Origin of the sequence: Bacillus sp. FSL W8-1143, assembly GCF_037965155.1 — a bacterium.
Lineage (GTDB): Bacteria > Bacillota > Bacilli > Bacillales > Bacillaceae > Bacillus > Bacillus pumilus.
The window spans coordinates 2,715,976-2,740,176 of record NZ_CP150182.1 but is presented as its reverse complement, the minus strand read 5'-3'; the positions used below and the strand labels follow the sequence as shown (position 1 = coordinate 2,740,176).

Below are 24,201 nucleotides of genomic sequence, written 5' to 3'. Positions count from 1 at the left end.
GGCACCCAATTGGGCTGACAGGAGGTTCTTTTTTCGTATAGCTATTGCTTAGGTGCCCGGTACCCTGCACGCTCTGCCTCTTCTACAGAGCAGAATAGCTTGGTTACATTCTTTGTTCTAGAGTAGTATCTGCTGCTCGGTGTGTGATAAATACCGTTGACACTTCCTTTGATGTTACAGGCTGCAGATTCTTTTTTTGTTTCCTTCTGTGACTCATGACCGCCTGTGCTTTTTCCTTCATCTTTAGGAGCGGACCGCTGAACGGTAGAAGACTCCGTATCGCTGCTGCTTTTCTTGTTCTCTTTTTTGAGTGTTTCGTTGCTTGAGGCAAGCTTGTCTATTTTCTCTTCAAGCGCTTGAATGGTCTTTTCTTGCTTTTTGATTGTTTCTTTTTCTGAGGTGATGGTTTCTAGCTTTTTCGCTAGTTTTTCTTTATCCTTTGTTGCGTCCTCTAAAGAAGCGGTAAGCTCCTCTTTATCAGCTTTTAAGCGCGTTATGTCAGATGTGAGCTGCTTTTGATCCTTTAACAGCTGTTCTGAAGATGGATCTGCTTGTGCCTTCGGTGCATCTGTGGCAGCAAACGGTAATGACATAATGGAAAAGATGAGACCCAAGATCAAGAAAGGATAAAATAGTTTCTTTGAAAAGATCTGCGCATTCTGGTGTTTGAGTAATAAGAAATTGACGGCATATCCTATGGCAAAACAAACACATAAAAGACCTATGAAGAGTAACATCATCATCTAGTAGCCCCCCTACATCCTTTATTACACCTATCATACCTCATTTTTCCATTTTTAGGGGGCGTTTCAACTAAAAAAACCCTGTTTTACACAGGGTTTTCAGCTAATGGTAATCCTTTGATTGCTTCCTTAACCGTCAAATAAGTGATTGTATCCTGAAAATCTGTATCCAAGTCTTTCATTTTCATTGCAAGCTGAGGTTTGATCCCTGTGATGATCAGTTCGGTTCCGGTTAGATTAAGAAGACGATGCAGCTTGAAAATGCGTGCTGCAACGGAATCATCGACATCGATTAAACCAGAAAGATCGACAATTAAATAATCATCCTTTGAATCATCTAATATACAAGTTAACTTCGCGACAATGGCATCAAAGCGTTCTTCAGATAGTTTTCCAATGAGTGGCAGAGCAGATACACCATTTTTGATTGGGACGATTGGCGTCGAAAGAGAGGTGACTTCCTGTAAGGAATCTTCTAGGAGCTGTTCATATTCTTTCTGTTTCGTAATATCCTTTTGAAAGCCAATGAAAAATGTTTTATCATCTTGTTCAATGTATAGAGGATCTATATTGAGTTCATTCCAAAAAAAAGTACCGTCTTTTTTATAATTTTTTAGCTGTGTGGTAATAGGTGTTTTATTCTGTATTCCATGACGTATTAAATCAAGCTGCTTTTGATCTGTGTCTTTCCCTTGAAGGAATCGACAATTACGCCCAAGAATCTCATCTGGTTTGTATCCAGTCATGTGTGTAAAGCCATGATTCACATAAACGATAGGGTTATCCTCTAAAGAAGGGTCTGTAATGACAACACCGATCCGCGCATGATCTAGCGCTTTTTTTATGAGTTCAAGCTGTTTTTGTAAGCCGAAGATGTTCGAGCTGACCATATTACCCTCCTTTGTTGCTACTATCAGACATATCAAATGGTTGTCTTTTCAACCAAAGGTATTCCTTACTAACGTAACATAACATATGTTCTGTTTCAACGATTGCAATGGCTTTGTTAAATTTGTCATCATAGTTTGTCCTCCATTAGAATATAGTAAGTAAGGAGACTTTTCTTTAGAAAAAGAAGGAATCAATTGCTCATAATTCATAAAATGACAAAAATAGTCAATATGGATTAGGTGAAAATGATTCCAATGCATCAAGATTGTTTTGGGTCATTCACATATAATGGAAGAAACAAGCTTTTTTTCTTCGTTAGAGAGAATAGACCTTTTACATGGATTATGACGGAACAGCAGAATGGCATTACAGGGGGCTGGACAGCCTGAAGTCGCTTTACTATTCTAAGGGCTTTAGGAAGGTGATGAAAATGCTGCAACAAGTCATTATTGCTTGCGCCATTGGAGGGGTCATGGGCATTCTCGGTCACGTAAAGAAAAAAGGCAGGCTAGAGAAGCCCAGAATGACAAAAAAGTTTATTTATTTAGGGTTTATTGAAGATTGGCTCGTTGGGATGATTGCCGCTACACTGCTTGTCTTATCCTCAAATCCCGATTCTAGTCTGCACTTGGTCATCTTATCAATTATTTCAGGTTACGGAGGAGAAGCAGTTCTGCGAAGCTTTGATTTTGTAAGAGAACAGCATTCACAGAATGCAGACTCCAACCGTCATAACCGATCTCCACACGAATAATATCCTCTACTTTACCCTGATCTAGGGTACATTCCCATTGTATACAAACCTGCTTGCACTTATGATCATAATTCTATAAAATACTACTTAGATGACGGTTACGATAAGAACAGTGAAGAGGAGTAGTAGGAAAGCAGTATTTGTCTTTAGAGAATTGACGGCTGGTGAAAGTCAATCAAATCTGCTTCTGAACTCGCCTCAGAGTTGCAGTTGCGTTAAAGCTTCTGTCGCATGTCTGCGTTAAAGATATTAAGTGAGCGTACAAACAGAAAGTTACGCTAACAAGGGTGGTACCGCGGGAACCAAAAAATCTCTCGTCCCTTTCCAGGGATGAGGGTTTTTTGTTGATTTTAGAAAAATCTGAATTCTCGCAGTGGTCATCTGAGCAGATACAGCCGTACATATTAAAGGAGGTTTTCACATTGAGTTTTCAGCATCGGGAAATTGAAAAGAAGTGGCAGGATTATTGGCTGACACATAAAACATTCGCCACATCTGACTCGGAAGATAAACCAAAGTTCTATGCACTTGATATGTTTCCATATCCATCAGGAGCAGGACTTCATGTCGGGCACCCTGAGGGCTACACAGCAACGGATATTTTATCACGCATGAAACGTATGCAGGGATATGATGTTCTTCATCCAATGGGATGGGACGCATTTGGTCTTCCAGCAGAACAGTATGCGCTAGATACAGGGAATGATCCGGCGGTTTTTACAGAAGAGAACATCAATAACTTCCGCCGCCAAATTCAATCACTAGGGTTCTCATATGATTGGGATCGAGAAATCAACACGACTGATCCAAATTATTATAAATGGACACAATGGATTTTCTTGAAATTGTACGAAAAGGGATTGGCGTATATCGATGAAGTACCAGTGAACTGGTGCCCAGCGCTTGGCACAGTCCTTGCAAACGAAGAAGTCATTGATGGAAAAAGTGAACGCGGAGGGCATCCGGTTGAAAGACGTCCGATGAAGCAATGGATGCTAAAGATTACGGCATATGCGGACAGGCTGTTAGAAGATTTAGAAGACATTGATTGGCCTGAAAGCATTAAAGATATGCAGCGTAACTGGATCGGACGTTCAGAAGGTGCACATGTTCATTTCGAAGTAGAAGGACATGATGAACAGTTTACTGTTTTCACAACGCGTCCTGATACATTGTTTGGGGCAACCTATGCGGTACTTGCACCAGAACATGCACTTGTTGAAAAAATGACAACAGCTGCTCAAAAAGAAGCAGTCGAAGCATATATGAAAGAAATTCAATCTAAGAGCGACTTAGAGCGGACAGATCTTGCAAAAACGAAGACGGGTATTTTCACAGGCGCTTATGCCATCAATCCATTAAATGGTGAAAAGATGCCGATCTGGATTGCAGATTACGTGCTGGCTACTTATGGAACAGGCGCGATTATGGCGGTACCTGCCCATGATGAGCGTGACTATGAATTTGCCAAAACATTTGATCTTCCAATCAAGGAAGTTGTTGAAGGCGGAGACATTGAAAAAGAAGCTTACACAGGTGATGGAAAACACATTAACTCTGATTTCCTCGATGGATTAGGAAAAGAAGAAGCGATTGAAAAAGTCATTGCATGGCTGGAAGAACATCAAAAAGGCGAAAAGAAAGTCACTTACCGTTTAAGAGACTGGCTATTTAGCCGCCAGCGTTATTGGGGTGAGCCAATTCCAATTATTCATTGGGAGGACGGAACGTCTTCAGCTGTTTCAGAGGAAGAGCTTCCACTCATTTTGCCTAAAACGACTGAGATCAAGCCAAGTGGCACAGGTGAATCACCTTTAGCCAATATTAAAGATTGGGTTGAGGTTGTCGATCCTGTCACAGGTAAAAAAGGACGCCGTGAAACCAATACAATGCCGCAATGGGCAGGCAGCTGCTGGTATTTCTTACGTTATATTGACCCGCATAACTCAGAAGAGCTTGCATCTCCTGAAAAGCTGAAGAAATGGCTTCCTGTTGATGTATATATTGGCGGAGCAGAACATGCTGTACTTCATCTTCTATATGCGCGCTTCTGGCATAAGTTCTTGTATGATATCGGCGTTGTTCCGACAAAAGAACCTTTCATGAAATTGTTCAACCAAGGAATGATTCTTGGGGAAAATAATGAAAAAATGAGTAAATCAAAAGGAAATGTTGTCAATCCAGATGATATCGTAGAATCTCATGGTGCGGATACATTGCGCCTTTATGAAATGTTCATGGGACCTTTAGATGCATCAATCGCTTGGTCTGAAACAGGACTTGATGGTGCTCGCCGCTTCCTTGATCGTGTATGGCGTCTATTCACAAACGAAGATGGCACAATCAGTGATAAAATAACAGAGCAAACTGGAGGCGCATTAGAACGCAGCTATCATGAAACCGTGATGAAGGTGACAGACCATTATGAAGGCCTGCGCTTCAATACAGGGATTTCACAATTAATGGTGTTTATCAATGATGCCTACAAGGCTGATACACTGCCGAAAGAATATGCAGAAGGCTTTGTGAAACTACTTTCTCCAATTGCACCGCATGTAGCGGAAGAGCTTTGGAATAAACTTGGTCATGAAGGGTCTATCTCTTATGAAGCATGGCCGCAATATGACGAGTCAAAGCTTGTCGACGATGAAGTAGAAATTGTCGTACAATTGAATGGGAAAGTGAAAGCAAAATTAACTGTTCCTGCTGATGCAACTAAAGAACAGTTAGAAGAGCTTGCAAAAAATGATGCACGTGTAAAAGAACAGCTTGAAGGGAAAACCATTCGCAAAGTGATTGCGGTTCCTGGGAAGCTTGTCAATATTGTTGCGAATTAATGATGACACCCATCGGTATGAACCGGTGGGTGTTCTTTATTTCCCGGGACATAATTTTGTCGAAAACAAGGTGATTGCACGATCGATCTCGTATGTTAACAGATGATCAACAAAAGGAGGAGTGACGTCAATGGAAAAGGAAAGCAAACGTGAACAACTGCTCAGTCTGTTAGGAGAAATGCCAGAACGCCATCGCGTGGAGGCATATACGTTAAAGGTCGAGGATCGTGAATCGTACGTCATCGAAACACTCATTCTTTCAATCCATGGTGTAGAGGAAGTGCCCGCTTATTTTGTGAAGCCGAAGGATACGGTGAAAAAAAGACCAGTTGTGCTGTTTCAGCACTCTCATGGCGGGAACTACGTCGATGGGAAGGAAGAGCTCATCAAGGGTGCTCATTATTTGCAAGCGCCTTCATATGCGAAAGAGTTCACCTCAAAAGGCTATAGTGTTCTGGCTATTGATCATGCAGGATTTGGTGAGAGAAGAGGAAGAACCGAAAGTGAAATTTTTAAGGAAATGCTTTTAACAGGGAAAGTGATGTGGGGCATGATGCTGTATGAAAGTATGTGTGCAATTGATTATGTGCTGTCTCGACCTGATGTGCTGCCGGACCGGTTAGCTATTTTTGGAATGTCAATGGGCGGGCTTCTTTCCTGGTGGACGGCTGCGCTTGATGAGAGGGTCAGTGTGTGTATTGATCTTTGCGCACAGGTTGATCACCACACATTAATTGAAACGAACAATTTAGACAGGCATGGCTTTTATTACTATGTACCAAGCTTAGCAAAGCACTTTACGGCAGCTGATATTCAGGAAATGATTTTTCCAAGGCCGCATTTAAGCTTAGTTGGAAAACTTGATCCACTCACGCCTGCTGAAGGCGTCGCTCGCATTCAAAAGGGATTGAGCCAAACTTATCAAGCGGCTTCATTGAAAGAACGGTATCAGCTTGTTGGTCTTCATGCAGGTCATTTTGAAACAGCCGCTATGCGTCACGAGGCCACTCGATTCTTAAAAAAATGGCTGTAATCTATAAAGGCTTGGACATACTACGTCATTAGAAAGGAGGAGACACATGAAGAAGATCACGATCATTGGCGGGTGCGGTGTGATCGGCCGTATTTTAACAAAAACGCTCTCTTCTGAGTATGAGATCACCATTATTGATCAAACGGGCTGTGTAAAAGGAGACATTTTAGCAGATGCAACGAATGAACAGGAATTATATGAGGCGATTCCGCGAGATACAGATGTCATCATACACCTTTTAAACATGGAGATGACGCATGATGTGATGAATCATGAGGAGTTTGAAAAAATGAATGATATTTTTTGGAGGAGCTCTTATTCTATGTTTCGATCAGCTGCAAGCCTCGGCATACGAAAAGTCATTTTTGCAAGCAGCAATCACGTGACCGATCGTTATGAAAAAGATGGACGCTCCTTACTAGGGAGACATATTACAACAAACGATGTACCTGCGACTCAAAATGTCTATGGCATTTTAAAATTTGCTTCTGAACAGCTAGGCCGTTTGTTCCACGATCAAACGGGAATGTCTGTTATCAATTTACGGATTGGAACGGTTGTGACAGATGAGATGGAGGCATTACACGAGAAAGAACGGACGAAACGAACACTTCTTTCACACGAGGATCTAGCACGGATGATAAAGGCAGCGATTGAAACGACCGTTCCCTTTGGGACATATTATGCCGTATCAGAAAACGAAGAAAAGCCTTGGTCTACGGAAAACACGAAGCAGGAGTTAGGCTATAGACCCGATGTGAATACGACGGAAATCCTTGAAGAAAACGATCAGGCATAGGGCATAATCATGTCATTAGCTGATGATCTTATTCTTTTGTTTCATGAGCATAAAAGCACGACTGACAGGATCGACCCAGTTGGACTGTCAAGATGATTATAGACGCTTTCTTCCCCCATTTGTTACATTTTAATCACGATATCGTCACAGGCTGCAGCTTATTTTCGGATAAAATGATAACGCTTACAAAGAAAGGGCGTGATGAACATAGATCGTTCTATTAAAGGCCGATTGTTCAACTTATTTAATTACTCTTTTCTACTCATGTTCGCATTAATATGTGTGCTTCCGTTCATCCATGTCATTGCAGCCTCTTTTGCTACAGTAGAAGAGGTCATCACGAAGAAGTTTATCTTGTTCCCGACCACGTTTTCTTTAGAGGCCTATCGGTATATTTTCTCTACGGATATTGTGTACCGCAGCCTTATCGTGTCCATTCTTGTGACACTCGTTGGAACAGCTGTCAGCATGTTTTTGTCCTCACTCATGGCATATGGGCTGTCTCGTCAGGAGTTAAAAGGCCGGAGAACATTGATGTTTCTCGTTGTCTTCACGATGCTATTTAGCGGAGGTATGATTCCGACGTTTATTGTGGTGAAAACACTTGGTCTACTTGATACCTATTGGTCACTAATTCTACCGGTTGCGATCAATGCGTTCAATTTGATCATCTTGAAAAACTTCTTTCAAAACATTCCCGCAAGCCTTGAGGAATCAGCGAAGATGGATGGCTGTAACGATTTAGGGATTTTCTTTAAAATTGTGCTGCCACTTTCTTTGCCAGCTATTGCGACCATTTCACTTTTTTATGCCGTGACGTATTGGAATACGTACATGACCGCCATCCTGTATTTAAATGATTCAGTGAAATGGCCGATTCAGGTACTTCTAAGGCAGATTGTCATTGTTTCGAGCGGAATGCAGGGAGATATGTCGGATATGGGATCATCCACACCACCGCCAGACCAAACGATTAAAATGGCTGTCATTGTGGTAGCCACCATTCCCGTTCTGCTTGTCTATCCATTTATTCAAAAGCATTTCAACAAAGGGGCATTACTAGGTTCTGTAAAAGGTTAAAAAGAAGGAACAACGGAGGGATCTTATGGGGAGAAAGAAATTATGGTTGATTGCGTTTGTTCTGTTATTTGCAGCAAGCGGTATTCTATCCGCATGTTCAAGCAAAGGAAGTTCATCGAATGAAAAGGTTGATTTAGACAAAAAAGTGAAGCTGACATGGATGGCGATTTTGTATCATCAGCAGCCGCCGAAAGATTCGGTTTTAAAAGAGATTGAGAAGCTCACAAATACAGAACTTGATATTACGTGGGTGCCTGATGCTGTGAAGGAAGACCGGTTAAATTCTGCCCTTGCCGCAGGGAATTTGCCGCAGATTGTGACAATTCAAGACATTAAGAATTCGTCTGCTATTAATGCATTCAGATCAGGTATGTTCTGGGAAGTCGGTCCGTATTTAAAGGATTATCCAAATTTAAGTAAGATGAACGAACTGATCAATAAAAACGCCTCTATAGACGGTAAGCTTTATGGCATTTATAGAGAGAGACCACTTTCAAGACAAGGAATTGTCATTCGAAAGGATTGGCTTGAAAATTTAAATTTGGATACACCAAAAACGTTGGATGATCTTTATGAGGTAGCGAAAGCCTTTACTGAAAAAGATCCGAATCAAAACGGAAAAGCGGATACAATGGGCTTTACGGATCGGAACGATTTGATTTATGGGGCATTTAAAACGCTGGGTTCATATGAGGGAATGCCAACAGACTGGAAAGAAGATAACGGCAAATTCACGCCAGACTTTATGACAGATGAGTACATGAATACGATGAAGTACATGAAGAAACTGCGTGATAATGGCTATATCAACAAAGACTTCCCTGTGACAAGCAAAACACAGCAGCAGGAATTATTCTCACAAGGAAAAGCAGGAATCTATGTTGGAAATATGGTAGATGCTGTGAACTTGAGAGATGATGCGACAGATAAAAACATGAAAGTCGATATCTTGAACCGAATCAAAGGTCCAGATGGCAAAGAACGGGTGTGGGCATCAGGTGGTCATAATGGCATCTTCGCATTTCCTAAAACAAGCGTGAAATCAGAGGCAGAATTAAAGCGAATTTTGGCCTTCTTTGATCGCATTGCAGAAGAAGATGTCTATGGTCTCATGACGTACGGTATAGATGGTGAGCATTATAAGAAAGAAGAAGGGAATACATTTGTCAGGGAAGAAAGCCAAGTGAAAAGCTGGCAGACAGATGTACAGCCGCTTGTCAGTCTAGTAGGCATTGATAAACGCTACTTGAAAAATAAAGGGGATGCGGTTCGTACAAAATATGAAGAGCTGGAAGAAGACAATCAAAAGATCATCGTCGCCAACCCTGCTGAAAGCCTGTATTCAGAAACAGCCTCAGAACGAGGAAATGAATTGAAAAAAATCATCGATGATGCGACCTATAAGTTCATTCTTGGAGACATCAGTGAAGATCAATTTAAGAAAGATGTAGAGAAGTGGAAATCAAATGGTGGCAATAAAATCATAGAAGAATATGAAGCTTCCTTTAAAAAATCAAAATGATCAACATCAACACCCCCGCCTAGTTAAAGAGCGGGGGTGTTTCTATTAAAAGTCAAAGTTGTCTGGGTCTGGACCGATCCGTTTGTTTTCATTTAAATCAGAAAGGCGTTTCATATCCTCATCAGATAAGGCAAAATCAAATATGTCTGCATTTTCTTTTAAACGATGCGCTTTCGTTGATTTTGGGATGGTGATGACGCCTTTTTGCACATCCCAGCGCAAAATAATTTGAGCAGGTGTTTTGCCGTATGTGTCCGAGAGTTCTTTGATCACCGGATGATGAAGCAGTTCCCCCTGCATGAGCGGTGACCAAGCTTCCATTTGAATGCCATGTGTGTTCAAATACGTATAGAGTGCTTCCTGCGTTAGTTTTGGGTGAAACTCGACTTGATTGATAGCTGGTATGATGTCTGCATCTTTTAATAGTTCGTCTAGATGATGCGGCTGGAAGTTGCTCACACCGATTGCTCTCACCTTTCCTTCACGATACAAGGTTTCCAGCGCACGCCAAGCGTCTTTATATTTGCCCTCAACCGGCCAATGGATTAAATATAGATCCAAATAGTCAAGCTGAAGTTTTTTCAAGCTTTCCTCATATGCTTGTAGAGTGGATTCATATCCTAAATCGGCATTCCACACTTTTGATGTCACAAAGAGGTCTTCGCGGCGCAGTCCTGTTTCTGCAAGACCAAGTTGTATGCCTCGTCCAACCCCTTCCTCATTGCCATAAATAGCCGCTGTATCAATACTGCGATAGCCTATTTGAATGGCTGTTTTGACGGCGTCTATTAATTCTGCACCATCTTCAACCTTGAATACACCGAGACCAAATCCTGGCATGTGGACTCCATTGTTTAATGTTTTTGTACTTTGTAAATGATTCATATTGAACACTCCTTAGATGGTTTGATTTTGTTCTTGTTGTTCGATTCGAAAACTAATCATCGTGAGAATCGCAGCGATGAGGACCATGATACCACCGATCCAGCCTGTATGCACAAGCCCAAGAGTATCTGTCACGATGCCGCCTAAAAATGAGCCGATGGCGATACCAGCATTAAAGGCAGCGATATTCATAGCGGAAGCGACGTCGACTGCTCCTGGTGTGTATCTTTCTGCAAAATCAACGACAGCTACTTGAAGCCCTGGGACATTCATGAAAGCAAACAGTCCCATCAGCATGACGGTTGCGATGCCTAGCACCGTAAATCCAGCAGTCAAGCTAAGGATAAACAAAATGATGCTTTGGATGATAAACATGTAAATGAGTGCTTTCATTGGCTTCTCATTTGCAGCCTTTCCGCCAATGACATTTCCAGCTGCGATCGTGATCCCGTATAAAAGCAGGATCAATGCCACCGCCCCAGGCGCAAGACCTGTCACATGCTGTAAGAGAGGGGATAAATACGTAAAGACGACAAAGGTTCCTCCGTATCCTGTTGCTGTAATGACAAATAGAAGCAAGATTCTTTTTGTTTTTAATAAAACAGCTTGATCCTTAAATGATGTTTTCACGCCTTGCTTTAATTGAGATGGAACAAGAGAATAGTTAGATATTAGTGCGATCAGACCAATAATGACAATCACACCGAATGATGTCCGCCAGCCGAGCTCATGACCAAGAAATGTCCCGAATGGTACGCCCGTCACAGTCGCTACTGTTAATCCAGTGAACATAAAGGCAATCGCGCTTGCCCGTTTTTCTTTCACTACAAGGCTTGCAGCGATCGTAGAGCCGATGGACATAAAGATTCCATGGGATAAGGCTGAAATGACCCGGCCGATTAATAGCACTGAAAAGGTCGGAGCCATCGTGGCGAGTGTATTTCCAATCAAAAAGACGAGCATAATGAGCAAAAGCAATGTTTTTCTTTTCATCGCTGAAGTCAGAGAAGTCAAAATAGGGGCGCCGAATGTCACACCAAGTGCATATAAAGAGACGGTCCAGCCCGCCTGGCTGACGCTCACTCCAAAGTCCTCTGAAATCATCGGCAAAAGACCGACACTAATAAACTCAGTAGTTCCTATAGCAAAAGCACTAATAGCTAGTGCGAGAAGGGCAAATTGGTTTTGTTTTTTCTTCATGAATCAGTTCACATCCTTCTGAGATGACATTTTGATAGACGAAGCCGATCGGCAAGAGTTATTATCTAACATGGATGACGAAAAAAAAAGTACGTACTTTTTTGTAATATAGGTACTAAAAAGTGCCTGTTCGTATAATGAGGAGTGAGGATTTAATGGAAAAGAAAAAATATAATATCTCCGTGGAAGCGACCCTTGAGGTCATTGGCGGGAAGTGGAAGTGCGTGATTTTATGTCATTTAACACATGGAAAAAAACGCACAAGTGAATTGAAGAGACTCATGCCAAACATCACACAAAAAATGCTCACGCAGCAGCTGAGAGAGCTTGAAAGTGATGGGGTGATTAACCGGATTGTGTATGAGCAAGTACCGCCTAAAGTGGAATATGAATTAAGTGAATACGGTCAGTCGCTCGAAAGAATTCTGAATGCGCTATGTGATTGGGGAGCAGCTCATATTGAACGTGTGTACGGAGAGCCGCTTTCAGTGCTAGAAGACAGCATTTTAAATGAACAATTTAAATAAAAAAGTCCCGCTTCCTCCTATGAGAGCGGGACTTTTTGTCTTATATGCCTTTTTTCTGGTCGCGGTATTTGCCAGGGGTCGTGCCTTCTAGTTTTTTGAAGGAACGGATGAAGTTTTGCGGGTTTTTATATTTCAGTTTTTCCGAAATTTCTTTGACGGACATATCGGTCTCCACGAGCCAGTTTTTGGCGACATGGTGTCTGTAGGATGAGAGATATTCACTAAAGGAGATATCCATTTCCTTTCTAAAGATACTGCTTAAATAATTTGGGTTGTAATGCAGGCGTGTGGCGATTTCATCCAATGTGAGATCTGAGTCGAATTCTTGATGAATGATATGGATGATCTTTTCTGAGATGTTTTTGTATTGTGATTCCTCGCGTGCACCTAGCTGGTCAATTATCGGCCGAATGATCTCATGTTTCAGCCATGCTTCGGTATCTTCAAACGTTTTAAATTCAAAAATCGTATCATACAGCATTTTATTGTCTTCGACCTCAAATAATTCAATGCCAAGCAAATGCATCAGCTCAATCAAATTGTTTAAAAAACGGGCGAGGGCGATATGGTACTCGTGCGGTCCTGCATTTTTAGAGAAAATGGATTGCAGGAGCACATGTAAATAGTGATCTGCCTTGCCTTGGTCACCTGCTTTCATCGCATCAAATAAATCATGTTGAAGCTGCTTTGGAAAATGAGTTTTAAACGTTTTTCCTTGCTGGATATGTTCATATAAGATAATGGACTTTTTCTCTGCTTTGAGTCTGTATTTTAAGGCCTCTTTTCCTTCAATGTAAGCCTGTTTTGCCATCGTGAGCTCCTGAAACTGACGGCTGATTCCGATGCTGATCGATAAACCAAGCTCTTCCTCGATACGCAGCTGAGTCGTTTCCGCTAATTGGTTTAAATATTCAGTAAACTCTTCATCTGACTTTGAGTGATTTAGGATAATCGTCGTTTGATGCTGATTGACAACTGTTGGCTGAAGGTGCTCCTCTTGCGGAATAATCTGCTCAATTAGTCCATTGATCGCAAATAAAAGTAAGTCAGCATCCTTTTTTTCATAAGGTGTTCCTTTTAGCGTATCAATTTGGGTCACAAGCATGGATAAGTGAGACCAGTCCTGAGGGAATCCTAAACTTTGGAACCGGTTGTTAATTTCTTCTTCTGTCAGCTTTCCGAGCAATAGCCGCACCATAAAGTATTGCTGGAGGTGCGTGACTTGCTGCTCAATACGTTCCTCTAAATCATTGTTTTGATCCTTCATTTGTTTAATACTCGACTCAATCAACTCAAATTCATTTTGAAAAGGCTGCTTTTGCAAAAAGGATTCATTGCGTGCAAAGGACTCGTATAACAAGCGGATTGGTTTATAAAAATGCCTGGACCCAAACCATGAAAATAGCAATGAAAGCGCTAACAAAATAAAGCAGATAATAAAGGTGATCCACCCAATTGATTTCGTTTGTGCCTTGAGTTCTGGTATGGAAACAAAGGATAGGTACGTCCATTCGTTATAGTCTGATTTTTGAAACGTAATTTGATAGTTTAGTTCCTCGATCTTCATGTTAAATTGACCTGATCGTTTTTCACGCGATAGGACATGCTTGACGAACTCTTGATTTTTCAAGGATTCACCAATTTGTTCTTTGCGGTTATGTAACAGCACTTTTCCGTTAGTATCAATGACAAACATACTGTCAGATTGAGAGAAGTCAGGCATATTGTCAGCAATCGTGCAGCTGGGAATGCTGGCGACAGCGATCCCTTTTTTCTGGACACTGTTCATAGGGAGTTGTTTGATTAAGTTCACATTGTATTTGCAAAAGGAGGCCTTTCCTTCCTTTGTCGCAACAAGTGGATTATTCTCTTCAAGTGCCCAGCTGGAATGACTCGGAATATTGAGGTAAGAGGTGAGCGCTTTCTCTTGGTCCCCGCTTGTGACATGATAAAGCCCCGAATTGTTCATGTACCAGTCTTCCATTTTACTGACGAGCGTAATATTGGAAAGATCGGTGTCAAAGGTTTGCAGGTAGTTCAGTTCCTGCTGTACTTGATTATAAAGCTGGAATTGGTCTGGATTTAAAGGTTCTGCCAGTGTTTGAAGGAGAGGCGGCGAACTGACATAGTGAGTGAGAGAGTGATCAACTGTCTTTAAAATATGCTCAATATTGGATTGCGTTTGTTTAACGCTGTCCAGCTTTTCATTTGAGATATTTTCGAGTGCTGTTTTTTGTGAATGCTGATAAGAAAAAATACCGACAATGATGACAGGAATCGTACTAAGCATGAAAAAAAACGTGACGAGCTTGTAATAAAATTTATATTGCCTTCTTTTCATAAAACCCCCCATTTCAAACGGAACAATCTTTTCCTCTTTATTTATTAATCCAAAAATTTGGTAGGTTTGTCAATAATCATTTTCTGAGATTAGGATCATTTTCTCATGTTTTATGTAACGTTTTGAGTAGCTTCCCCTAAGTAAATATGATCTGATGATATGATTGTAGACGGATTTTTCATCCTTAAGATACAGTTAACACATGCACCAGCATGAGGGGAGGCTTTATCTATGAAAACAGAGGATGTTACTGCCAAGGGTGTGCCTGCGGCAGCTTTGAAAAAAGAAAGAAGAAAGCGCTTACTTAATCAAATGCTTAGTCAAAAGTTTTTGTATGTCATGATTTTGCCAGGGCTCATTTATTTTCTTGTCTTTAAATATGTGCCGATGTGGGGGCTGATCATTGCCTTTCAAGATTACCAGCCGTTTCTCGGTATTCTCGGTAGTGAGTGGGTTGGCTTCAAACACTTTATTCGATTGTTTACAGAACCAACATTTTTCATCTTATTAAAAAATACACTGATTTTATTTGCCATGAATGTCGTGATTTTCTTTCCAATTCCGATCTTATTGGCCCTGCTTTTAAACGAGGTCAGATTGGCATTGTTTAAGAAATTTGTGCAGACGATGATATACATTCCTCACTTCATGTCATGGGTGATTGTCGTGTCCTTATCCTTTGTTTTGTTAACAGTAGATGGTGGGTTAATCAATGAATTAATTGCTTTCTTTGGAGGGGAAAAGATTAACTTTCTACTTAGTCAGGAATGGTTTAGACCGATGTACATTTTACAAGTTATTTGGCGGGAAGCAGGCTGGTCGACGATCATTTACCTAGCGGCGATTACAGCGGTAGATCCGCAGCTATATGAAGCAGCGAAAATGGATGGAGCCGGCAGACTGAGACAAATGTGGCACATTACGCTTCCTGCCATTAAAAGTGTGATTGTCGTTCTGCTTATTTTGAAAATAGGTGACACATTAGAGCTTGGCTTTGAGCATGTCTATTTATTACTCAATGCAACGAACCGGGAAGTAGCAGAAATCTTTGATACGTACGTTTATACAGCTGGTCTTAAGCAAGGGCAATTCAGCTATAGTACCGCTGTTGGTCTATTTAAAGCAGCCGTTGGACTCATTTTGGTTATGCTGGCGAACCGTTTAGCGAAGAAATTTGGGGAAGAAGGTATTTACTAAAAAGGGAGATGAAAAAGAATGACATTATCGACTAAAAAGGGATCACCACTTGAGCATGCAGAGAAATTAGCACAAACAATTATGAAAGCGCATACACCAATCGAGCTACCTCCAGCTGGAAGATGGCATTATCATCAAGGCGTTTTTCTTTGCGGTGTGATGAAGCTATATGAGTCAACGAGGAACGAGACGTATTTCAATTATGTGAAAAGCTACGCAGATTCGCTCATTGATGAGTATGGAAACCTGTTATTTCGAAGAGATGAGCTTGATGCGATCCAAGCTGGGCTCATTTTATTCCCTCTTTATGAACGAACAGGAGAGAAGCGGTATGTGCTGGCAGCGGAGAAGCTCCGCGGGCTTTATCGCACATTGAATCGTACATCTGAGGGCGGATTTTGGCATAAAGACAATTATGCTTATCAAATGTGGCTGGATGGTCTCTACATGGGCGGACCTTTTGCCTTAAAGTATGCAAAGCTGAAAGATGAAGAGGAACTGGTGGATATGGTGATCCAGCAAGAGCATCTCATGAGAAAGCATACAAAAGATGAAAAAACAGGTCTGTATTATCACGCGTGGGACGAACGAAAAGTGATGCCATGGGCTGATCAAAAGACAGGCTGTTCTCCCGAGTTTTGGGCAAGGTCATTTGGCTGGTATGTTCTTGCATTAGCAGATATGATCGAGGATCTGCCAGAGCAGCATGAAGGGCGAAAGATGTGGAAGGAAACGCTGACAGACATGCTGGAGAGTGTAGCTAGGTACCAGGATCAAGACACAGGTCTCTGGCATCAAATCATTGATAAAGGTACTCATAGCGACAATTGGCTTGAAAGTTCTGGATCGTGTTTATTCATGTACGCCATGGCAAAAGCCATGAACGAAGGGTATGTCAGCCCCCGCTACACAGATCATGTGGTGAAAGCTTACCAAGGCTTAATTCAGCATAAGACGGCTGAGACAGAAAACGGTGATTTTACCATCAATGATATATGTATCGGAACATCTGCTGGATTTTATGATTACTACGTCGGTAGAGAGAGAAGCACAAATGACTTGCACGGGGCAGGCGCTTTTATTATGGCGTTAACTGAGCTAGAGAAGCTGCCTGTTTTTCAAAAGGCATGAAGAGGCAAAAAAGGGCTGTGGCATGGCTCCTCAGCTTTATCGCTGCCTTTTGTTTGTCAGCCTGTCATGGGAAAACAAACGGTATCGATGTTCTGATTTTTTCTGACATGTCAAAGGGGATGAAGGATCAATTAGTCGAGAAGGCTTTTCAAACGGAACAAGAAACGTATAGCGTCCACATCTTTCCGGCGATTCCTGAAAAGCTTCTTGTTGAAATTACCGCCAAAGAGGGGGACATCATGCTTGTCCCGGAAGAAATGTTTCGAACATATGATGATCCTGAAAGCTTTCAGCTGCTTGAAGAGATGGGTATTGATGATCAAGCGGCAGGGCCATATACGATCGAGGATCAAAGGACAGGTAAAACGGTCGATTATGCGGTTCAAGTTAGTAAAGGCACGAAAAAGCTAAACGGCTATACCTTTCGATTACATCGAGATATGGTCGCTTTTATTCCCGTGTATGCAGACAAGTCTAAAGAGGCGCTGTCTCTCATGAAACAGCTTCGTGAAAATCGATAGAAATAGGGGTGGGGACTGTGAAACGGGTCGTAATTTGCGGACTCAGTCAGCGTGCGTTCAATATGTTTATTAAGCCGCTCACAGAGGATTTCAATGAGCATTACAGGATTACAGGGCTTTTAGATATAGATCATCATCGGTATACACTTTGTCAGGAGCGTTTTCCATCACTGCGGGGCGTCTCGTTTTTTCATGAAGAGGCATTTGATCAAATGGTGAAGGAAGCAAAGCCAGATATCGTCATTGTGGCAGGCAGGGATGACACACATGTCACCTATATTTTGCAAGCACTTGACTATGACCTCGATGTCATCACTGAAAAGCCAATGGTCACAACAGCAAAAGACGCCAAAAAAGTAATGGAAAAAGAAAAGGAAAGTAAAGGAAAGGTCACAGTCACTTTCAATTATCGCTACAATCCATTTCATCGAAAGATCAAAGAACTCATTTTAGAAGGAAAGATTGGTAGGGTCACATCTGTTGAACTGAGCTGGCTCATTGATACGTATCATGGCGCTAGTTATTTCAAAAGGTGGAACCGCACGCGGCAATTCTCTGGCGGACTATCTATTCATAAATCGACGCATCATTTTGATTTGGTCAATTGGTGGATCAATCAAAAGCCGAAGCAAGTATTTGCCTACGGGGCGCTGAACTATTACGGAGATAAAAGTCCTTGGAATCCTTTGCAGGGGGAAGAAAACAGGTATTGCGGAACATGTCATGTGAAGGATACATGTCATTATGAAGCAAGGTGGAATCCGAGGGTAGTACGCTCAAATGTCGAGGACGATCATATCGAATCCGGTCAGGAGCAAACGCAGCAATACACCAATTATCGCTCAGACGCCTGTATTTTTGATGAGGAAATTGACATTGAGGATACATATGTGGCATCAGTGGCATATGACCAAGGGGCTCTCTTCAGCTATTCGATTCAATTCTCAGCACCCTACGAAGGATACCGGCTTGCTATAAATGGGACGAAGGGGCGCATTGAAACAAATGAGTTTCATGTGCCATCAAGAATTCCTTTTCAATTCCCAGAACAGACGATTTCTTATTATCCGATGTTTGGGGCAAAAGAGACGATTGAAGTTGTGAAGCAGCCAGGAGGACATGGCGGCGGAGATCCTCTGCTTTTGGCCGATTTATTTATCGGGAAAGATCCTTTAATTCACTATGACATATCAGCAGGGGCAGAGGCTGGTGCTTATTCAATTGCACTTGGGGAAGGCATGTGGCGGTCTGTTGCAGAGAAGCGCCCAATTGACATAGAAGAGTTGCTTCATAAAGAGACGGTGTCATAAAAAAAGAGAGGAGGGGAAAGAGATGGATCATGATGGTTCAATGAGCAGAATGCTTCGAATGTGTGAGTGGGTGATGCGACTCGCCTATACAAATTTGCTATGGTTGCTGTTCACCATGCTGGGACTTGGGATCTTTGGATTGATGCCTGCGACCACTGCGTTATTTTCGGTGATGAGAAAGTGGATACAAGGGCATGAGCAAGTGAGCGTTTTCCGGACTTTTTGGAAGGTGTACCGTGAGGAGTTTGTACGCTCTAACTTGATTGGATTGGCGCTATTGATCATAGGAACGATTATATATGTTGACCTTGCGTATATTTATCCAACGAGCTGGTTTTTGCATGTGCTTCGTTTTGCCATTTATATCTTTGGATTTCTCTTTGTTGTGAGCTTGTTTTATATTTTTCCGCTGCTGGCTCATTATGATTGGAAAAAACGTCTCTATCTAAAATTCTCTCTTTTGCTTGGTATCTCATATTTGCAATATACACTCTGTATGCTCGTTTTCTCGGCTCTGCTGTTTGTTCTCTTTGCTTATTTGCCGGGAATCGTGCCGTTCTTTAGTGTGAGTATACTCGCCTATGGTCATATGTGGCTCGCCTATCAAGTATTCAAAAAAGTAGAGTTTGAAAGTGAGCAGCAGACAGCCGAAGTAAAGAAACGCCTGCCGTCTTTCCTGCAATCGAAGCGGGTGAATACACAGTAATGGGGTTCATTTGCTATAATGGTGTCACTGTGATTAAAAGGAGAGATGAGCGTCGTGTCAGTAAAAGAAATCTCAATAGAAGAATTAAAACAAAAGCTAGAGCAAGAAGAAGCCATTCAGCTTGTTGATGTGCGTGAGGACGAGGAAGTAGCAGAAGGAATGATTCCAGAAGCTGTCCACATCCGAATGGGAGATATCCCTGAGAAACTGGATGCATTCGATCAAACGCAGGAGTATTATATTATTTGCCGCTCTGGTAAACGTAGTGAAAATGTCTGCTATTTCCTAGAAGACCAAGGCTATCAAGCGACCAATGTCGTTGGCGGAATGCTTGCTTGGACAGGAGAAACAAAACCGAAGCTGTAAACAGAAGTCCTTTCATCTCATAGATGAAAGGCTTTTTTTGTTCATATGCCCGCCCTCATGTGCATAAAGATAGAGTAGCGAGAGAAGGGAGAGTGGCATATGTGCTAAAGGTAGCTGTCTTTGATGAAGAGCACGAAAAAGATTTGCAGAGCGAAATCAATCTTTTTTTAAAAGGAATGGATGACGACCAAATCATTGACATCAAGTACAATGTAGCAGTGATCTGTGAGCAAGGAGGAGAACAGCTCTACTGTTTTTCTGCCCTCATTTTATATAAAAAATAGGACCTATTTGAAGGGTCCTTTTACTTTGTTTAACTAGCGTCAATATATAAACGATGCTTGTTGCAGTGAACACATTGAAAGAGATAGCCTTGCAGATCTCCGCCGTTGACGAGCCATTGTTTTAGGTTTTCTTTCGTTAATCCCCCGCCGCTGCAAATGTCTTCGATATCTTCTGTGAGCTCTTCCTCTAAATGTTCTATCTCTTTCCAACCGACATACTGGACGATCGCGCAAAAATCTCCGCAATGGCTTAACCAATATTCCTGCTGCCAGCCGCGATAACCTGGCGTTCTAAAGATCAGTTCATCTATATATTCCTCTTGCTCAACGTCATCACAACTTGCATCGTCTTGAAAGGTGCCATCGTATTTTTTAGCGGCTGAACCATCTTTAATGCACCAAGGGCAAATTCCTTTCACATCTTCAACAGAATAAAATGGACCATGATACACATATTCTCTATCTTTTTCACAAACAGGACATGTCGTAGGCTCTTTTTTGATCACGTTTAACGAAACTGGATCTGGGTTGTACTTGAATGTAGGCAGCGTCATATAAACCTCCATTGTAGAAATGATTTCATTATTATTTTACAGGAATCCTCCTGCTTGCAACAATCTTAAATTGTCTATATAGAAAAAAGCCGTTCTTATGAGGAACGGCTTTCAGCGTGTAGACAAACCCTCGCATTCGGTGTCAGTCCTGCGCGTCGGTACTCACGAATGTTAAATTCGCTCCGTTCCGGTGCTCGTCCTTCCTAGACTGCAAAGGTTTTCTATCACGCTGAAAAGAAGACAAAGGGCTAAAATAAACATCATTTTAGCCCTTTGTCAACAATCTGAAAGCCGTTCTTATGAGGAACGGCTTTTTCGCTTGAGATTATGCTTTTTTTACTCTTGGACTTCGTGGTTTACTGACTTTATTGGCTTGCTTGATGGCTCTTCGTTCATCATTCAATGACTTGTACAGTGAGACAATCATCAAAATAATGACAACGGAGAACGGCAAGGCTGCGAGCTTGGCTGTATTTTGCAGGGCTTCAAGTCCCCCTGAAAATAAAAGTACGGCAGCAACAGAAGATTGGATAATACCCCAGCTAACTTTGACACTGCCAGAAGGGTTCAATGATCCATAGGTTGTCTGCATTCCAAGCACAAATGTAGCTGAATCAGCCGATGTAATAAAGAATATAGCGATTAAAATAAGTGCTAGAATCGATGTGATCATCGCCAGCGGATATTCATTTAGTACACCGAAGAGCATTGTTTCTGTTGATAGACCCGCAACATCGACAATATTCTTTTGCTGTAAATCCATCGCAGATACACCGAAAATCGAGAACCATAGAAATACTAGGATAGAAGGAGCCACTAAGACACCTACTAAAAATTCTCGAATCGTTCGTCCGCGTGACACCCTTGCGATAAAGATTCCGACAAATGGTGCCCAAGAAATCCACCATGCCCAATAAAAGATTGTCCATCCATTAATCCATTCTCTCTTCTCAGGATCATTTGGAGATAGACGGAAGCTCATTTGAACGATGTTGGATAAGTATTGCCCAATTGAGTCAGTAAATGAATTTAAGATAAAAACAGTTGGACCTACCAAAAGTAAGAAAAACATCAGAACAGCTGCTAATACCATGTTGATATTACTTAAATATTTAATGCCTTTTCCAATCCCGCTTAGAGCAGATGCAAGGAAAAGCACCGTCACAATCATGATAATGATCAATTGTGTGCTAAAAGCATTCGGAATGTGAAACAGGTAATTCAACCCACCGTTTATTTGTGCCGCGCCTAATCCTAGGCTTGTCGCAACACCAACTACAGTTGCAAATACCGCAATACAATCGATGGTTTTTCCGATCCATCCATTCGTTTTATTTCCTAAAACCGGCTGCAACGTTGCACTGATTAAGCCAGGTGCATCTTTTCTAAATTTAAAGTAAGCAATACAAAGTGCAACAATGGCATAAATAGCCCATGCATGAAGCCCCCAATGGAAAAAAGTATATCGAAGGGAATCTCGGAATGCCTGCGCCGTTTCAGTATCACCCGTTGGTGACTGGATGGCATAGTGGCTGATCGGTTCAGCTGCTCCGTAAAAAACAAGACCAATTCCCATACCGGCACTAAATAGCATCGCAAACCAAGAAAATAAGCCGAATTCAGGCTCTTCCCCAGGTTTTCCTAGCGTAATCTTACCGATTGGGCTAAAAATAAAGAATAGACAAAAGCCGACGAGTAGTGACACCACTAACAAGTAATACCAGCCAAAGTCATTTGTAATGTATGTTTGAATTTGATCTGTGACATTTTGCAGTGTTTCTGGAGAAAAAGCTCCCCATATGACGGCAACAAATGTGATCGCAATCACAATCCAAAATACACTTGATACGTTTTTCACACCATCTCACTCTCCTGTTGTTCTACACGTTTAAGCAGAGGATTTACTTAATATCCCCTAACTCAACTAATTTCAAACAAAAAGAGGCGAGCTTCTCACTCGACCTCTACTTTACCGTAACATGTTTTGCTTCCATTAATCAACTATCGATATGTGAAGATGATTTTTCTTCAATTCGTTTACGAAGACGATAAACGTATTCTTTTAAACAAACAGCGAAGATGGTAAACGCCAACACAATGGCAACTTTTAATGGGGTAATGGACAGCTTTAAGAAAACAGCGGCTGTCAAACTAATCACAACTGCTAGGATAATCGGAAGTGCACGTCTTATCATGAAAATCTCTCCTTTGATTCGAGTGCAGCATTCATACCAGCAAGCCTGCCAGTCACAAGTGCTGACGTGATATTGTATCCGCCTGTATAACCATGAATGTCTAGAATTTCTCCGCAGAAATAAAGACCGGGCATTTTTTTAGACGCCATTTTCTTCGGTTCAATTTCTTTCACAGAAACGCCACCTCCTGTAACAAACGCTTTGTCCAAAGAGAGCGTACCATTCGCATGAACGATAAAATGTTTGCAATCATGGGCGAATGCGCGCAGTTTGTCCTTAGCAAGACCAGAAAAAGTGTCTTGCGGATCTATACCGTTCCTCTCTAACAAAAACAATAAATAGCGTTCTTGCATCCAAGACTTTAGGACATTTTTAATGGCTTTTTTTGGTTCATCTTTTAGGTCTCGATGAAGCTTTTGGAAAAGCTCTTCGTCATTAAGCTTCGGATATAAGTCTATTTGCAGACGGACGACCTGCTGCTTTTTCAATTCTTTCACCACAAATCCGCTGCATCTAAGAACAGCTGGGCCGGATAAGCCAAAGTGTGTAAAGATCATATCCATGACATGTGTGACGACGGGTTTTCCTTTTTTATTTAAAACACTGACAGCCACACTTCTTAAAGAAAGCCCTTGGAGCACTTTTTCTTTTATAAAACGTTCATCCGATGTGACCGGTACTTCTGTTGGGAAGAGCTCTGTAATCGTATGACCAGCGGCTTCTGCCCATGCGTAGCCGTCACCAGTAGAACCAGTATGCGGCACACTTTTTCCGCCAACAGCAATCACAACGGATTTACTTGAAATTTTTTCATCATTATTTGTAACAATTCCGGCTGCTTGTCCGTCTTGATACAGAACTGTTTTAATCTTCTCATTCGTTCGAATGGTCACATTGAGGTTACGGAGCCTGTCTAAAAGGGCATCCACAACAGATTGTGCTTTGTTTGAGACAGGGAACATACGTCCATGGTCTTCTTCTTTAAGTTCAATGCCGAGGTTTTCAAAAAACGAAATAATATCCTCGTTATTGAACTCAGAAAATGCACTATATAAAAAACGGCCGTTTCCGGGAATATGCTTGATGATTTCTTCTACTGGAAGGCGATTGGTGACGTTACAGCGTCCACCGCCAGAAATGGCGAGCTTTCTGCCAAGCTTGGTTCCTTTGTCAATTAACAGAACAGTTGCACCGTGCTCTGCTGATGCAATAGCGGCCATCAGTCCAGAAGGTCCACCGCCAATGACAATGACATCATAATGTTTCATGTTACATTCCTCTTTCTACTTTCAGTCATTTATCTATTATAACGAAAATTGGGGAAG

23 protein-coding genes and 1 other annotated feature are annotated in these 24,201 nt (G+C 41.7%); of the genes, 14 read left to right on the top strand and 9 right to left on the bottom strand.

The annotated features are described in order from the left end of the window. Positions 1-41: 41 nt before the first annotated feature. Entirely contained in the window at positions 42-743 is a 702-nt protein-coding gene (locus tag NSQ36_RS13915; RefSeq protein WP_137055386.1) for a hypothetical protein, read from the bottom strand. Positions 744-829: 86 nt separating this feature from the next. Then, positions 830-1,633 (bottom strand): STAS domain-containing protein, encoded by an 804-nt coding sequence (locus NSQ36_RS13910; RefSeq protein WP_003217570.1) that lies wholly within the window; start codon positions 1,631-1,633, stop codon positions 830-832. Between the two features lie 425 nt (positions 1,634-2,058). Here NSQ36_RS13910 and NSQ36_RS13905 point away from each other — a divergent pair, with 425 nt between their 5' ends. From NSQ36_RS13905 to NSQ36_RS13880, 6 genes are all read left to right on the top strand, one after another. Then, on the top strand, positions 2,059-2,388 hold the full coding sequence (locus NSQ36_RS13905; RefSeq protein WP_223250657.1) for a DUF4257 domain-containing protein: 330 nt from the start codon (positions 2,059-2,061) through the stop codon (positions 2,386-2,388). Between the two features lie 103 nt (positions 2,389-2,491). Beyond that, positions 2,492-2,713, top strand: a binding site (T-box leader). Positions 2,714-2,810: 97 nt separating this feature from the next. Then, positions 2,811-5,225: a leucine--tRNA ligase gene (gene leuS / locus NSQ36_RS13900; RefSeq protein ID WP_050943523.1), complete on the top strand. Its 2,415-nt coding sequence runs from the start codon at positions 2,811-2,813 to the stop codon at positions 5,223-5,225. Positions 5,226-5,355: 130 nt separating this feature from the next. Next, entirely contained in the window at positions 5,356-6,258 is a 903-nt protein-coding gene (locus NSQ36_RS13895; RefSeq protein WP_050943525.1) for a dienelactone hydrolase family protein, read from the top strand. Positions 6,259-6,304: 46 nt separating this feature from the next. Continuing rightward, entirely contained in the window at positions 6,305-7,057 is a 753-nt protein-coding gene (locus tag NSQ36_RS13890) for an NAD(P)-dependent oxidoreductase (RefSeq protein WP_050943526.1), read from the top strand. A gap of 219 nt (positions 7,058-7,276) precedes the next feature. Next, complete coding sequence (locus NSQ36_RS13885; protein WP_087976618.1) at positions 7,277-8,137, top strand: carbohydrate ABC transporter permease; 861 nt, start codon at positions 7,277-7,279, stop codon at positions 8,135-8,137. Positions 8,138-8,162: 25 nt separating this feature from the next. Beyond that, positions 8,163-9,659: an extracellular solute-binding protein gene (locus NSQ36_RS13880; RefSeq protein WP_251190202.1), complete on the top strand. Its 1,497-nt coding sequence runs from the start codon at positions 8,163-8,165 to the stop codon at positions 9,657-9,659. A gap of 45 nt (positions 9,660-9,704) precedes the next feature. On the opposite strand, the gene NSQ36_RS13875 is transcribed toward NSQ36_RS13880, so the two are convergent. Beyond that, a complete protein-coding gene (locus NSQ36_RS13875; RefSeq protein ID WP_251190203.1) occupies positions 9,705-10,544 on the bottom strand; it encodes an aldo/keto reductase in 840 nt (279 codons plus the stop codon). A 12-nt stretch (positions 10,545-10,556) separates the two neighbouring features. Next, positions 10,557-11,744 carry an MFS transporter gene (locus NSQ36_RS13870; RefSeq protein ID WP_251190204.1) on the bottom strand — a complete coding sequence of 396 codons (1,188 nt, stop codon included), beginning with the start codon at positions 11,742-11,744 and terminating at the stop codon, positions 10,557-10,559. A gap of 155 nt (positions 11,745-11,899) precedes the next feature. Between NSQ36_RS13870 and NSQ36_RS13865 the strand changes: the two genes are divergently transcribed. Beyond that, positions 11,900-12,271: a winged helix-turn-helix transcriptional regulator gene (locus NSQ36_RS13865; RefSeq protein ID WP_003217763.1), complete on the top strand. Its 372-nt coding sequence runs from the start codon at positions 11,900-11,902 to the stop codon at positions 12,269-12,271. 40 nt (positions 12,272-12,311) lie between these two features. Here the strand turns inward: NSQ36_RS13865 and NSQ36_RS13860 are convergent, their stop codons facing one another. Next, positions 12,312-14,612: a helix-turn-helix domain-containing protein gene (locus NSQ36_RS13860; RefSeq protein WP_050943530.1), complete on the bottom strand. Its 2,301-nt coding sequence runs from the start codon at positions 14,610-14,612 to the stop codon at positions 12,312-12,314. A gap of 231 nt (positions 14,613-14,843) precedes the next feature. Here NSQ36_RS13860 and NSQ36_RS13855 point away from each other — a divergent pair, with 231 nt between their 5' ends. The 7 genes from NSQ36_RS13855 (at position 14,844) to NSQ36_RS13825 (ending at position 20,127) form a co-directional block, all read left to right on the top strand. Then, complete coding sequence (locus NSQ36_RS13855) at positions 14,844-15,809, top strand: sugar ABC transporter permease (protein WP_003217645.1); 966 nt, start codon at positions 14,844-14,846, stop codon at positions 15,807-15,809. Between the two features lie 18 nt (positions 15,810-15,827). Beyond that, entirely contained in the window at positions 15,828-16,940 is a 1,113-nt protein-coding gene (locus NSQ36_RS13850) for a glycoside hydrolase family 105 protein (RefSeq protein WP_251190205.1), read from the top strand. Then, positions 16,937-17,461, top strand: coding sequence for a hypothetical protein (locus NSQ36_RS13845; protein ID WP_050943533.1), 525 nt, complete (start codon positions 16,937-16,939; stop codon positions 17,459-17,461). The genes NSQ36_RS13850 and NSQ36_RS13845 overlap by 4 nt, the downstream gene beginning before the upstream one ends. Positions 17,462-17,478: 17 nt before the next feature. Next, the gene (locus NSQ36_RS13840; RefSeq protein WP_251190206.1) at positions 17,479-18,771 is read left to right on the top strand and encodes a Gfo/Idh/MocA family oxidoreductase; all 1,293 of its coding nucleotides are present in this window, start codon (positions 17,479-17,481) and stop codon (positions 18,769-18,771) included. A 22-nt stretch (positions 18,772-18,793) separates the two neighbouring features. Beyond that, entirely contained in the window at positions 18,794-19,477 is a 684-nt protein-coding gene (locus NSQ36_RS13835; protein ID WP_050943535.1) for a YesL family protein, read from the top strand. Between the two features lie 54 nt (positions 19,478-19,531). Further along, entirely contained in the window at positions 19,532-19,843 is a 312-nt protein-coding gene (locus NSQ36_RS13830; protein ID WP_003217560.1) for a rhodanese-like domain-containing protein, read from the top strand. A gap of 101 nt (positions 19,844-19,944) precedes the next feature. Then, complete coding sequence (locus NSQ36_RS13825; RefSeq protein WP_003217582.1) at positions 19,945-20,127, top strand: sporulation protein Cse60; 183 nt, start codon at positions 19,945-19,947, stop codon at positions 20,125-20,127. Between the two features lie 29 nt (positions 20,128-20,156). Here the strand turns inward: NSQ36_RS13825 and NSQ36_RS13820 are convergent, their stop codons facing one another. From NSQ36_RS13820 to NSQ36_RS13805, 4 genes are all read right to left on the bottom strand, one after another. Further along, the gene (locus NSQ36_RS13820; RefSeq protein WP_106065788.1) at positions 20,157-20,681 is read right to left on the bottom strand and encodes a CbrC family protein; all 525 of its coding nucleotides are present in this window, start codon (positions 20,679-20,681) and stop codon (positions 20,157-20,159) included. Positions 20,682-21,006: 325 nt separating this feature from the next. Further along, positions 21,007-22,539 (bottom strand): BCCT family transporter, encoded by a 1,533-nt coding sequence (locus NSQ36_RS13815; protein WP_003217541.1) that lies wholly within the window; start codon positions 22,537-22,539, stop codon positions 21,007-21,009. Positions 22,540-22,678: 139 nt separating this feature from the next. Then, a complete protein-coding gene (locus NSQ36_RS13810; protein ID WP_050943538.1) occupies positions 22,679-22,876 on the bottom strand; it encodes a hypothetical protein in 198 nt (65 codons plus the stop codon). Beyond that, a complete protein-coding gene (locus tag NSQ36_RS13805; protein ID WP_339205945.1) occupies positions 22,873-24,144 on the bottom strand; it encodes an NAD(P)/FAD-dependent oxidoreductase in 1,272 nt (423 codons plus the stop codon). Before NSQ36_RS13805 ends, NSQ36_RS13810 begins: the two co-directional genes overlap by 4 nt. Positions 24,145-24,201: the final 57 nt, after the last annotated feature.

What these genes read in the sequence shown, in the direction of transcription:
- NSQ36_RS13915 (WP_137055386.1), bottom strand. Translation starts at nt 743, where the DNA reads ATGATGATGTTACTCTTCATAGGTCTTTTATGTGTTTGTTTTGCCATA.
- NSQ36_RS13835 (WP_050943535.1), top strand. Translation starts at nt 18,794, where the DNA reads ATGGATCATGATGGTTCAATGAGCAGAATGCTTCGAATGTGTGAGTGG.
- NSQ36_RS13905 (WP_223250657.1), top strand. Translation starts at nt 2,059, where the DNA reads ATGAAAATGCTGCAACAAGTCATTATTGCTTGCGCCATTGGAGGGGTC.
- NSQ36_RS13855 (WP_003217645.1), top strand. Translation starts at nt 14,844, where the DNA reads ATGAAAACAGAGGATGTTACTGCCAAGGGTGTGCCTGCGGCAGCTTTG.
- NSQ36_RS13865 (WP_003217763.1), top strand. Translation starts at nt 11,900, where the DNA reads ATGGAAAAGAAAAAATATAATATCTCCGTGGAAGCGACCCTTGAGGTC.
- NSQ36_RS13810 (WP_050943538.1), bottom strand. Translation starts at nt 22,876, where the DNA reads ATGATAAGACGTGCACTTCCGATTATCCTAGCAGTTGTGATTAGTTTG.
- NSQ36_RS13870 (WP_251190204.1), bottom strand. Translation starts at nt 11,744, where the DNA reads ATGAAGAAAAAACAAAACCAATTTGCCCTTCTCGCACTAGCTATTAGT.
- NSQ36_RS13820 (WP_106065788.1), bottom strand. Translation starts at nt 20,681, where the DNA reads ATGACGCTGCCTACATTCAAGTACAACCCAGATCCAGTTTCGTTAAAC.
- NSQ36_RS13850 (WP_251190205.1), top strand. Translation starts at nt 15,828, where the DNA reads ATGACATTATCGACTAAAAAGGGATCACCACTTGAGCATGCAGAGAAA.
- NSQ36_RS13895 (WP_050943525.1), top strand. Translation starts at nt 5,356, where the DNA reads ATGGAAAAGGAAAGCAAACGTGAACAACTGCTCAGTCTGTTAGGAGAA.
- NSQ36_RS13910 (WP_003217570.1), bottom strand. Translation starts at nt 1,633, where the DNA reads ATGGTCAGCTCGAACATCTTCGGCTTACAAAAACAGCTTGAACTCATA.
- NSQ36_RS13860 (WP_050943530.1), bottom strand. Translation starts at nt 14,612, where the DNA reads ATGAAAAGAAGGCAATATAAATTTTATTACAAGCTCGTCACGTTTTTT.
- NSQ36_RS13845 (WP_050943533.1), top strand. Translation starts at nt 16,937, where the DNA reads ATGAAGAGGCAAAAAAGGGCTGTGGCATGGCTCCTCAGCTTTATCGCT.
- NSQ36_RS13805 (WP_339205945.1), bottom strand. Translation starts at nt 24,144, where the DNA reads ATGAAACATTATGATGTCATTGTCATTGGCGGTGGACCTTCTGGACTG.
- NSQ36_RS13880 (WP_251190202.1), top strand. Translation starts at nt 8,163, where the DNA reads ATGGGGAGAAAGAAATTATGGTTGATTGCGTTTGTTCTGTTATTTGCA.
- NSQ36_RS13890 (WP_050943526.1), top strand. Translation starts at nt 6,305, where the DNA reads ATGAAGAAGATCACGATCATTGGCGGGTGCGGTGTGATCGGCCGTATT.
- NSQ36_RS13875 (WP_251190203.1), bottom strand. Translation starts at nt 10,544, where the DNA reads ATGAATCATTTACAAAGTACAAAAACATTAAACAATGGAGTCCACATG.